The sequence below is a fragment of the Neobacillus fumarioli NBRC 102428 genome (assembly GCF_001591485.1).
GTDB lineage: Bacteria > Bacillota > Bacilli > Bacillales > Cytobacillaceae > Neobacillus > Neobacillus fumarioli.
Window position 1 is genome coordinate 23,201 of record NZ_BCUZ01000018.1, and the last position, 12,353, is coordinate 35,553.

At 43.9% G+C, this 12,353-nt stretch carries 8 protein-coding genes; 6 read left to right on the forward strand and 2 right to left on the reverse strand.

Features of this window, described 5'->3' with window-relative positions:
• Nucleotides 1-162: 162 nt before the first annotated feature.
• The 4 genes from BFU02S_RS05265 to BFU02S_RS05280 all read left to right on the forward strand — a co-directional run bounded on the left by BFU02S_RS05265 (nucleotide 163) and on the right by BFU02S_RS05280 (nucleotide 7,421).
• Nucleotides 163-1,326, forward strand: a complete 1,164-nt coding sequence (locus tag BFU02S_RS05265) for a TIGR02678 family protein (RefSeq protein WP_066367571.1) — start codon at nucleotides 163-165, stop codon at nucleotides 1,324-1,326.
• The gene (locus BFU02S_RS05270) at nucleotides 1,319-5,431 is read left to right on the forward strand and encodes a TIGR02680 family protein (RefSeq protein WP_235841984.1); all 4,113 of its coding nucleotides are present in this window, start codon (nucleotides 1,319-1,321) and stop codon (nucleotides 5,429-5,431) included. The genes BFU02S_RS05265 and BFU02S_RS05270 overlap by 8 nt, the downstream gene beginning before the upstream one ends.
• A 206-nt stretch (nucleotides 5,432-5,637) precedes the next feature.
• Nucleotides 5,638-6,903: a TIGR02679 family protein gene (locus tag BFU02S_RS05275; RefSeq protein ID WP_066367573.1), complete on the forward strand. Its 1,266-nt coding sequence runs from the start codon at nucleotides 5,638-5,640 to the stop codon at nucleotides 6,901-6,903.
• A 47-nt stretch (nucleotides 6,904-6,950) separates the two neighbouring features.
• Nucleotides 6,951-7,421: a nucleoside deaminase gene (locus tag BFU02S_RS05280; RefSeq protein ID WP_157075858.1), complete on the forward strand. Its 471-nt coding sequence runs from the start codon at nucleotides 6,951-6,953 to the stop codon at nucleotides 7,419-7,421.
• A gap of 149 nt (nucleotides 7,422-7,570) precedes the next feature.
• Here BFU02S_RS05280 and BFU02S_RS05285 read toward each other — a convergent pair whose 3' ends face one another.
• Entirely contained in the window at nucleotides 7,571-8,629 is a 1,059-nt protein-coding gene (locus tag BFU02S_RS05285; RefSeq protein WP_066367578.1) for a YeiH family protein, read from the reverse strand.
• Nucleotides 8,630-8,788: 159 nt separating this feature from the next.
• Here BFU02S_RS05285 and BFU02S_RS05290 point away from each other — a divergent pair, with 159 nt between their 5' ends.
• The gene (locus BFU02S_RS05290) at nucleotides 8,789-9,682 is read left to right on the forward strand and encodes a LysR family transcriptional regulator (RefSeq protein ID WP_066367591.1); all 894 of its coding nucleotides are present in this window, start codon (nucleotides 8,789-8,791) and stop codon (nucleotides 9,680-9,682) included.
• 46 nt (nucleotides 9,683-9,728) lie between these two features.
• On the opposite strand, the gene BFU02S_RS05295 is transcribed toward BFU02S_RS05290, so the two are convergent.
• Entirely contained in the window at nucleotides 9,729-10,886 is a 1,158-nt protein-coding gene (locus BFU02S_RS05295; RefSeq protein ID WP_066367580.1) for a M20 metallopeptidase family protein, read from the reverse strand.
• A gap of 173 nt (nucleotides 10,887-11,059) precedes the next feature.
• Here BFU02S_RS05295 and BFU02S_RS05300 point away from each other — a divergent pair, with 173 nt between their 5' ends.
• The gene (locus tag BFU02S_RS05300; RefSeq protein ID WP_066367582.1) at nucleotides 11,060-12,292 is read left to right on the forward strand and encodes a Zn-dependent hydrolase; all 1,233 of its coding nucleotides are present in this window, start codon (nucleotides 11,060-11,062) and stop codon (nucleotides 12,290-12,292) included.
• Nucleotides 12,293-12,353 lie beyond the last annotated feature (61 nt).

A 12,353-nucleotide genomic window follows, 5' to 3' on the forward strand; every position in this document is an offset into this window, starting at 1 on the left:
TGGGGCTTATCTTTAGAACTTCACCGTTGTTGATTTCAATTTTTTACTATGGATCCTTAACACTGGAGTATGTCTTGCAAGCTAATATTTTTTTGCAAGGGGAAGATTCCGAGCAAAAGTATTACCAATACTCTACTGATTTTTACAGGAGGTGATTGCCCCATGGAAGACCAATTATTCGATGAAAAAGCCCAGCAGGCCCTAAGATTGCTTTTCGACCATTATTGGATTTTGCGTTCGGAGCGGCCGGAGTGGTACCAAATAATTCGTGAACGGGAAAAAGTGCTCCGCCGCTATATTGATGAAAAGTTTGGCCTCCGTCTGATCATCCATCGCTACTTTGCTAAGCTGGAAAAAATTCCAGTCGAGCCGGAAAGCTGGATGGGAATCCAGCAATTTCAGGAGCCAATGGACTATGCTATCTTTTCGTGCGCGCTGTCGTTTATCGAAGGAAAAGCCATCGATGAACAGTTTTTGCTTTCTGAGTTATGTGAGAGCATCCGTGCTGATTATCCGGGAGATATCCCACTTGATTGGACGATTTACACCCATCGAAAATCATTAATCAGAGCTGTCCAGGTGATGATGAATTTCCACTTAATCCGCGCAATTGATGGTGATGTAAACAAATTTGATAATGACCAGGAACAGGAAGCACTTTATGAAGTGACGATTTACAGCCGTTACTTCATGCGTTCCTATCCGGACGATCTTTTCCGTTATACGAATTGGGAAGATATTTTAAGTCAAGAATGGAAACTACAAGGTGATGATGAGCGCAGGAAAAGAGTGTATCGCAAGCTTTTCATCTCTCCTGTCATTTATCGGAAGCAGCAAAACGACCCGGATTTTCTTTACTTGCGTACCTTCCGCAACCGAATTCTGGATGATATTGAAAAGCATACCGCTTTCCAATTTGCGTTATATAAAAATGCAGGCATGCTGACAACAGCTGAGCCAAAAGCTTTCCAAACGACTTTTCCCGACCAAAAAGGAACGAGTGACATCATCTTGCAAATGTCCGGTGAAATTCATGCCCGAAAGGACGATTTTATTCCAAACGAATGGGGTGAAATTTTATTAACAAGAGGAGAGTTCGAAGCTTTACTTGACAGCTTGAGAAGAAAATATAGCGAGGGCTGGACGAAATCGTACCGTGATTCTTCTCTGGCTGCACTTGCTGATGAATTGCTGCAAGTAATGGAATCATGGCTTATGGCAGAGGTCCATGCGGAAACAGGCATGATTATGTTAAAGCCGCTGTTAGGTCTGCTTTCAGGCGCTTACCCGAAAGATTTTATGAAGGAAGTGGAAGCCAATGAATAAATGGAAAATGAACCGAGCTGGGCTGCTGAACTTCTGGTACTATGATGAAGAAATTTTTGATTTTACCGACGGCAAGCTGTTGCTCCGCGGCAGCAACGGTTCCGGAAAATCTGTCACGATGCAGAGCTTTCTTCCGGTATTGCTAGATGGGAAGAAAACGCCTGACCGGCTCGACCCGTTCGGATCAAAAGCACGGAGAATGGAAGATTATCTCCTAGGTGAAAAAGATGTAGCTGGACGCGATGAACGGACAGGGTATTTATTTCTGGAATATAAAAAGGAAGACAGCCAGCAATTTATCACCACTGGAATCGGCCTGCAGGCAAAGCGCCATCGGGAAATGAAATTCTGGGGTTTCGTCATCACCGATAACCGACGAATTGGCGTGGACTTTCAGCTGTACCAGTCCCATCAGGGAGAAAAAATTCCCCTGTCCGCAAAGGAGCTGGAGAACCGAATTGGCGAAGGCGGCGAGGTAGTGCGCGGCCAGAAGGAATATATGAGCCTGGTGAACAAGTACATTTTTGGTTTCCAAACGCTTGAGGCCTATGATGAATTAATCAAACTTTTGATTCAGCTCCGCAGCCCGAAGCTATCAAAAGATTTCCGCCCGACCGTGATTTACGAGATTCTTGAGTCATCCCTGCCACCCCTTAGTGATGATGACTTAAGGCATTTATCCGATACGATTGAAAATATGGATCAGGCAAGGCAGCAGCTTGAACAACTGGAGCGAGAGCACCGGGCTGCGAAGAAACTCGTCGATGTTTATGATACGTACAATCGTTATATTTTAGCCGAAAAAGCAGATTATGTGCTGAAAACGGAAAAGAGTTATCAAACAGCATTAAAAAATAAGCAGGATACGGAAATGCTGATTGAGCAGTTAAACGAGGAAATAAGCGGGCTTCAAACCAACCAGGAAGAATTGAAGCGGAGAAAAACAGTTGCTGAAGGAGAGCGGGAACGTCTAAACCGGCATGAAGTATGGGGATTACAGAAAGAATTAACCGATACTCAGGAAAAACTCTCTGTTTATCATCAAGATTTAGAAAAGAAAACGAGATATTTAGATACGAAAAAAGCACAAGAACTTGTCGAGCGGAAAAAGCTGGATGAAATCAGCAATGAAATCTTTCACCTGGAAAAACAGGAAGCAGAACTGTTTGATGAGATGGAACGGGATGCCCGAAAAGCTGCTTTTTCTCAGCATGAAATCAATGTAGAAGATTTAAAACGCAACAGCGGGGTTCAACTATTCGACTTTACGTTATGGAAAAAGGAAGCCGCCCGCCATGCTGATTTGCTTGATGAAATCAAAAATGATTTTATCGTTCAGGAGCAATTCCGCAGTAAAATGGAAGAAAAGCTCCGCGAGGCTTCCGAATTAAAGCAGCAAATCGATAAGCTGAAGAACGAATTAGACGATTTGGAAAAGCTATTTGAAACAGACCGGCAGACACTTGAGACTGCTGTTTTCCAATGGGTCCGGCAGCATCCGGAACTGGAATTTGAAGATGCTGCCATGCAGGAGCTTTCCCGCAAAATTCACTTTCTTTACGATCAGGCAAGCTATGAGGACGTCAAGGCGCCGGTTCTCGAGACCATTTATGCTTATCAGCAAAAACTCATCCAGCAAATCGCACAACTGGAACATCAGTTGGAACTAAACAAGCGCGAAAAAGAACGTTATGAGGAAGAACTCAATAAATGGAAAAACATGACCGATCCGGAACCGGAGCGGGCAGAAGCAACAACTCGTTTTCGGGAACAATTAACAGAACAAGGGAAAGTGTTTGTTCCGTTCTATGCGGCTGTTGAATTTCAGGAACATGTAACTACTGAGCAAAAGGAACGAATTGAGGCAGCATTAAAACATTCCGGGATTCTGGATAGTTTGATTATAGAAAATCCGGAGGGAATCCAGGATGACCGGTATATTCGCCCGAATCCATCGGTGTTTGGTCATACACTGGCAGATTATTTACAGCCGGACCTTGATAAAGATCATCCAGTGTCACCTCAGTTGGTTGATGATGTGTTAAGAACGATCCTAATTGGCGAGGAGCCATCTTTTGATACAAATGGGTCGATTAGCATCGATGAAAATGGCTATTATCGTATGGGGGATATATTTGGACATGCTCCAAAAGAAGGGGAAACATCACGCTTTATCGGCCGCTCTTCTCGGAAAAGATTCCAACGGGAAAAAATTGCTGAATTTGAGGCGCAAATAGCCGAGGTTACTCTGGAACTGCATGAACTGGAGAGAGAGAAACAACGGCTTGATGGTTTCTATCAGGAAGCAAAACTCGTCAAGGATACGTTCCCGCAAGACCGCGATTTAAAAGAAATCTACCGGCAGATCGAGACGTATCGCAATGAGATCGATGCAAAGCAAATAGCCTGGAACCGGGTGGATGGCCAATATAAGGAGGCAGCAGCTCAGTTCCAAGAAGTGAAGCACAAGATTCAGGAAAAATCAAAACATCTGGAACTCAAGCCAGATATGGAAACCTATTTTTCCGCCCATAAATATATGAAAAGCTATCAAAATTTCTTAAACGAGCTGGAAAAGGTAAGAATCCATCTTGTAAACTTCCATAAGGATTCCCGAGTGGCTCATAAGAGATTGGAAGAGCTTGAAGAAGAAATTCTTGAAACGGCTGCTGAACAAAATGAGCTTGAAAGCCGGATCAAAAAGACTAAGGCCGAGATTGAAGCCATTCAAAATCAGTTAAATCTGAAAGGAATGGATGACATTCTTCAGCGGATTGAAGAGGTGCAGCAGGAGTTATTAGCGATTGAACGGCATCTGGAAGACGTCAACGGCAAACTCCCTGCTAAAGAAGAAAAGTTAAAACAGCAGCAAGAAAAGCTGAAAGCCGCCGAACGCGAGGCTGCATTTTGGATGGGGCTGTTTACGGCATGGCAAGAAGCCTTTAAACAAGAGCTTTCTCGCCAATTTATTCAAGTAGAAGATGCGGCGCCCCAAGCAATCCATGAAGCTTTCCGAGGCGAGCTGAAAAAATATGACCGGGCGAAAATGAATGAGCAGCTGACGAAAGCGTATTATAATGAGCAGCCGAACTTAATGGAATACCGTTTAACGGAATATGACGAGCAACACCAACTGCCAGAGTCGCTTGATTTTGCCGAACTCAATGAAAATGAAAGTGTTCAGCTGCAGCTGTGGAAGCAAGTAAACCGGCGAAAAATGATTTTGATGGAATATCAAGGCCAGAAAGTAAGCCCATATTATGTTTTTGATTCATTGGAGAAAGAGCTGTCCAACCAGCAGCAATGGCTTGATGAACAAGACCGACAATTATATGAGGATATTATCTTGAAATCAGTCGGCAGTGTTTTACGGGGCCGGATCCACCGGGCGCAAAAGTGGATCAAAGATATGGACAGGCTGATGGAAAACCGCAATACCTCATCCGGGCTAACCTTCTCTATCTCCTGGAAGCCAAAAACGGCTGAAACAGAGGAAGAGCTGGATACCCAGGAACTTGTTGAACTTTTGCAAATGAACAGCAAATTTTTAAAAGAAGAGGATTTAAATAAAATTACCCGCCACTTCCAATCGAAAATTGCCAAAGCGAAAGAATTGATCGAGCTTCGCAATGAAGGGAATACTCTTCATCAGGTATTAAAAGAAGTGCTCGATTACCGCAAGTGGTTTTCATTTATTCTGTCTTACCGCCGAGAAGGGGAACCAAAGCGGGAACTTACGAACAATGCATTTTATAAATTCAGCGGCGGTGAGAAGGCAATGGCGATGTATATTCCGCTGTTCACTGCAGCCTTCTCGCGCTACCAGGAGGCGGCGCCGACAGCACCGTACATCATTTCACTTGATGAGGCGTTTGCCGGTGTGGATGAGAATAATATTCGCGACATGTTCCAGGTAGTAGAGGAGCTTGGCTTTAATTACATCATGAATTCACAGGCCTTATGGGGCGATTATGATACAGTATCAGGGTTGTCCATCTGCGAACTGGTCCGCCCGAAAAATGCCGCCTTCGTGACCGTGATCCGCTATAAATGGGACGGAGAGAAAAAGGTACTCGATCTCCCCGAACCAGTACTGCAGGAGTAACGATCATGGTTTATGCGGAATTTACTGGATAAGTCGATTTATTCTCGGATAAGTCGACTTAACTCTCGGATGAATCATTTATTCTCGGTTAAATGAATTTAACTCTTGGATGATTCATCATCACTCTCGCACAGACCGTCTTTTATGTCTTTCGGTTCTTGCACAGCGTTCTGCTGCAAGGGCTTATTTTTTTGAGGTGAAGTACAGTGAAAATAATTGAATTATTTCGTCAGGATCCAGGCTTTGATAAGCTGTTTCGGAAATTTCGTGATAAATACCGTTCTGTTGGAAGGATTGGTGGTTCGGTGAAACTGGATGATTTTTCAGGAGAAGAGCTGGAATCACTGGCCGGATTTCTGGGCAGCTCCACTAATTTTTTAAGAGAAAAAGGATCACTCCCTTTAAAAGTGTTTGAACAGCAGTTGGCAAAAACCAACTTGGAGGGGCTGTCGTTAAAGCAATTGCTGGAGATGTATTTTGCAGAGCCGCTTATTTCGAAGGCTGAGGAGAAAGCGGCTAAAAATGAGGCGGAAATAACATTTTACCAGCAGCAGGCCGCGAAGAATCCGAACCTGAAGGGGTGGCTTGAACGGGTGATCAATAAAGAGCCGGATACCCGCTTTATTCAAATGATGTATCAGCATAACCCAAATGATTTGGAGGGCTTGATTCAGCAGCTGGCCCATGCAGTAGAAATGTTGCCTGAGCCGGGGCAATATGAGCGGCTGCCATTGTTTTCTCAAAGAGTGACCGGTAATCCTCACTCATTTGACCGGACCCAGCCCCTTGGAAAATTATTTTTGCATTATCTTACATGGCATCCGGAGAAAGGATTTGTTTCATCAAGTACAGAACAAGTGAATGAACTGCTGTTAAACTATGGAATTCTCCGTGATGATTTATGGAATTTTGTGACGTGCAGAGGCTTTAAGGCATTTGTTCAGCAGAAAGAGCATCCTGTATGGGAAGCGGCCGCCCAGCTTGGGACTGTCATGAATATTCCAGTAAGGGAACTGGTAATTCTTGAAAGAATCGTGCCGTTAGAAGGCGAAACCGTTTGGGTGGTAGAAAACTCGGGAGTCTGCTCGGCACTTATGGATGCAGTGCCGAATAAACCGATTGTCTGTACACATGGCCAATTTAAAGTAGCAAGCTGGTTATTTTTCGACAGATTGGTGGAATCCGGATATACCATCTATTATTCAGGGGATCTCGACCCGGAAGGATTATTAATGGCCCAAAGGTTGAAAAGGCGATACCCTGAGCACGTTAAAATCTGGAGAATGGATTTCGAATCGTATAAGAAGGCCATGTCAGAGGAGACGATCACAAACAGACTTTCACAATTAAAAAATATCGACGATCCCATTCTGAAAGAAACCGCAAACATTATGGCTCGAACAGGGGTGGCTGCCTATCAAGAAGGATTATTAGAATTGTTAGTAAATGACATTCTTTTTTCGAACAAATGATAATACTTTAAAATAGGGAAAATGTCTAAACAATTGGGGGATCGCATGTGAGAGAAGAGATCTTTATGAAGATGGCGGTGGACATTGCGCTTGAGAATGTGCTTACCAACAGAGGTGGGCCATTTGGGGCGGTAATTGTGCGAAACGGACATCTCATCAGTATCGGCCGCAATCAAGTAACAGCCAAAAATGATCCGACCGCTCACGCCGAAGTCGAAGCCATACGTGCGGCCTGCAAATATTTAAATCGTTATCAGCTGACTGGCTGCGAACTGTACACAAGTTGTGAACCATGCCCCATGTGCCTTGGAGCTATCTATTGGGCAAGACTGAAATATATCTATTACGCTGGTACTAGTCAAGATGCAGCCCAAGCTGGATTCGAAGATCAATATATCTACCACCAATTCACCTTACCTAAACAGAAGCGCAGCATTCCCATGATTCACATCCCGACAGATAACACCTACGAACCCTTCAACGCCTGGAGCCACCAGCCGCATAAGAAAGGATATTAAATGGGGTCATAATGGTGCCTGACACCATTCGTGGACAAATGTCCGTGTGGGGTGGACGGTTGGATGTAATATAGAAGGAGTCGGGGATTATTAAGGACCCGGCTCCTATTGAAAGTTTATTCATAAACGATTCTCTATAAGAAAAACCTTTAAGCAATAAAAAACGCACCAACCGACAATACCACAGATGTAATCAGCATAGCGATCAGCGGTCTTAATGCTTTTGTGCGAAGGTCTTTCAGGCTGACATTCAGCCCAAGCCCGACCATTGCTGATGTTAAGATAAAGGTCGTGAGGTTGGAAACTCCGTTCATAAATCCTTGCGAAACATGAATCGACTTGCCTAAACAATAGCTGCCGAACAAGCTCATTAGCATAAAGCCGATCAAGAACCACGGGAATTCAATCTTCGTATCCCCCGTATTCCCGCTATTTTTCCGTTTCATCCAATACATTAGAATAAAGCATAAAGGAACTAGCAACAGAACCCTGCCTAGCTTGGCCAGTAAGGAAATTGCCAGTGCATCCGGGCCAGCGGGCGCACCTGCCAGGGCGACATGGGCAATTTCATGAAGGCTGATTCCGCTCCAGATACCGTAATGGATAGCTGATACATGCAGGAAAGGCCGAATAATCGTATAGGCCAGTGAAAAAATAGTCCCCACAAGAGCGATGATGCCAGCCCCAATTGCTGTGTCTTCATCATCGGCTTTCACGATCGGAGAAACCGCCGCAATGGCAGCCGCACCGCAGACCCCGGTTCCCACTCCTAAGAGCAGGGATAAGGCTGATTCAGCTTTTAATAATTTTCCTAGCCAAACGGTCGTCAATATCGCAAAAGCAATCACCCCGACATCGCGGGCAAGTAGACTGAGTCCTTGATGAAACACCACATCAATATTTAACTTTAAACCGTATAAAATAATCGCAAAGCGTAAAAAACGTTTAGCGGAAAATTGAATTCCCGACCTGATCGCTTCCGGATAGCCGAAAAATTGCCGGTAAATGATGGCGATTACAATCGCACAGGCCAGCGGACCGACATGATCAAATCCAGGCACCTTTGCAAGCACAAAACCAATGGCAGCAATCACAACGGTGAATGCAATTCCCCCTAGCCATAATCCAGCCGAATCACGCGGTTTGGACTTCTTTTGTTGATTTTCTTCCTCTCTAATCGTCAAAGTTCTTGCACCTTGGCTTTCCATAACCTCACCTCTGATTTTTTTTATATGATAAGTGTACTTCTGACTTATAGATAAGGAAAATAATGATATATAATGAGGATGATAAGTAAAATGATATAAATGAGTTTTTGTAAGGGGTTCAGCCAATTGCAAAGTAAAAAATGGGTGAAGGTGAGAACATTGGATTTGCACTTACATGTATTTACAAAAGTTGTCGAAAAAGCAAATTTTTCAAAAGCCGCGGACGAATTGCACATGACGCAGCCGGCCGTCAGCCAATATATCAGAACATTGGAACAGTCGGTAGGTACTAGGCTACTCGAACGTAGCAACAAATATGTCCGGCTGAATAAGGCAGGGGAAATTGTTTACCATCATGCGAAGGAAATCCTTGCCCTTTATGCAAAAATGCAATACTTAGTCGATGACCTGACCAATCATGCAAGCGGTGCGATTTCCATTGGCGCGAGCTACACGTTCGGCGAATATATTCTCCCGCATATTATTGCAAGGCTTAAAAAACAATATCCCCTGATCAGCCCGTCCATTACGATCCATAATACAAAAGAAATTATCGATATGGTCAACACGTACCAATTGGATATCGGCATTATCGAAGGATTTTTTGAAGATAAGCAAATGAATGCGGAAATTGTTTCTGAAGATCAAATGGTCATTGTGGCTTCACCCAAACATCCTTTTTTGACCAAGAGCGAAGAGCTGAGGATAAAAGATTTAGAGGACGAGACGTGGATATTGCGGGAAGAGGGATCCGGCACAAGGCAGGCAGCAGATCACTTTTTTCAATTGCATGAGTTTACTCCGAAACACATAATGGAATTCGGAAGTACCCAGGTCATTAAGGAATCCGTTGAGGCAGGGCTTGGGATTAGCCTGCTGTCAAGGTGGACGATTGAAAAAGAGCTGACCAATGGGTACATAGCCATGTTGAAAGTTCAAGGACTACCGTTTAAACGAAACTTTAGCCTTGTATCCCGTTCCGCCTTTCAGACGAAAGCTCTAAAAACCTTTATTGAAACACTGAAGGGATATATGAAAGAGCAAGCAATGTAAAAAACCCAAGAAATGTTGATTTAACAACAATTCTTGGGTTGCTGTTTCAGCTATTTAAGGCCAGCTGAAGCATCAGTTCTATAGCCGTAGGAATGGCAGTTTCATCGATATCAAATTGTGGATGATGGTGTGGGTACTTGCTTTTTTCACTTTGCATTCCCACATTGATAAAGGCTCCGACTTTTTCCTTTAAATAATAGGAAAAATCTTCAGCTCCCATTCTCGGTTCTACTACGGTAAAGATATCGGGACCGAATGTATTTTCAATCAATTGTTTCGCAAATTCGCAAGCCTCCGGATGATTGTAAAGTGGAGGGGTTCCTTCAATGTATTGATAAGTGCCCTTGGCGCCAAAGCTGGAACAGATCGATTCTGTAAGCTGTGCTGTTTTGTCATGCATTAGCTCGGCAGCCTCATAGGTCATCGCGCGAATTGTTCCTTTTATCTTTACTTCAGACGGAATGACATTATAGGAATGACCTGCCTGCATCCCGCCGATGGAAATCACCCCAGCATGAAGCGGGTTTAAATTGCGGCTGACAACGGATTGAAATGCCTGAATCAGATGGGTAGCAATATAAATGGGGTCGATCGTCTCATGCGGCTGGCCGCCGTGTCCGCCTTTTCCTTCGATCGTGATGTCAAAATCATTGCAAGATGCCATGGCATAGCCGGGAGCAAAGCCGATTTTTCCAAGCGGTAAATTGGACATCAAATGAATCCCGTAAATGGCATCGACACCATCCAGCACCCCTTCTTTGACAAGCTGTTGTGCGCCGCTCGGTGAAGCTTCCTCCGAACTTTGAAAAATCAGCACAATATTATTTTTGATGAATTGCGGATTTTGGCTCATCCATTTTGCTGCAGCAAGCAAAACCGCGGTATGTCCATCATGGCCGCATCCATGCATAACTCCCGGAACCGTTGAAAGGTAAGGTTTGTCACCCTCTTCTTGTATAGGGAGCGCATCCATGTCTGCCCTTAATGCAATGGTCTTTTTCCCTTCGGTTCCTTTTATATACCCGACCACATTAGGTGCCGAGAAACGAGAATCAATCGGAATTCCGAACTCAGCCAATTTTTCTTTTACATAAGCTGCCGTGGCGAATTCCTGCCCTGACAGTTCCGGATACATATGAAAATGCCTTCTTTGCTTTACAGCCCAATCTGCTAACTCTGCATCTACTAATTTTGTTGGAATCATGTTGTGCTCCTTGTTGTATTTTTATACAAATATATTAATATAAATTCAAGTAGATTACAAGGTTACAATGTATAAAACAATCCATACGAAAGATTTTATGTTTTGTCTAATGACAGCGGTTTCGATCACTATATAATAGAACTATCTGTATAACCTTGAAGGAGGCTGCATACATGCAAAAACAAAAACTGTTAATTAATGGGGAACGATTAAAACAGGAATTGGAGCGTTTTGCTGCGTTTGGCCGAACAGAAAACAATGGGGTGACAAGGCTGGCATTAACAGAGGAAGACCGACAGGCAAGGGATTATTTCCGTTCTTGCTGTGAGGAGTTAGGGATGTCAGTCACGGTTGATGATATGGGCTGTATGTATGCAACCTTAGAAGGGACGGAGAATAGGCCGCCCATTCTTATAGGTTCCCATCTTGATTCAGTTAAAAAAGGAGGCCGGTTTGACGGGGTATTAGGGGTATTAGCCGGGTTAGAAGTGGTTAGAACGCTGGTGGATCATAAAATAAAACCGAAAATCCCGATTACGATTGTCAATTTTACCAATGAAGAGGGAGCGAGATTTGAACCGTCCATGATGGCCTCAGGTGTTCTGTCTGGTAAATTTGATAAGTCGGCTATGATGCAAAAGAAAGACGCAGCGGGCATTACATTTGAGGAAGCTTTAAAAGGAATTGGGTATGCCGGTGATGCGGAAAACCGGTTAAGGAAAGGAACCGCTTATTTAGAAATGCATATAGAACAAGGTCCTATTTTAGAAAAAGAAGCGACTTCAATAGGGGTAGTGGAGTGTGTCGTGGGAATGGCCTGTTATGAGGTTGAGGTAACAGGGGAATCGGACCATGCCGGTACGACTCCGATGAAGATGCGCAAGGATGCTCTTTTTGCTGCGAATAACTTAATTAATGAAATCCGCAGCCGCTTAGGTTCACTAGATGAAGATTTAGTATTCACCATCGGTCGGGTGAATGTATATCCAAGCATTCATACCGTGATCCCTAATAAGGTCATATTTACACTTGAAGCGCGGCACAAAGATATGGAGATCGTCAATACAGTCAAAAACATCATTCAGGGGCTGCCTTATTTAGGTGTCAGTGAAGGTTGCGAGGTGAAAGTAGCTAAATTATGGGAGCGGGATACGGTATGGTTCGAACCGGAACTGTGCGTGCTTTTGGAACAATCCGCAAAGTCGCTCGGTTATTCCAACAAGCGAATGGTCAGCGGCGCAGGCCACGATGCCCAGTTCATCGCAAGCCTCGTCCCATCGGTCATGCTGTTTGTCCCAAGTATTAATGGAAAAAGCCATTGCGAAGAAGAACTGACCACCTGGGAAGATTGCGAAAAAGGAGTCAATGTGATTTTAGATACTGTTCTTGCATTGTTAAATAAATAACCTTGAAGAAAAACCCTTTCGTGCTAGAGTGCCGGAAGGGTTTCTTTAGGAGAAAGATTAA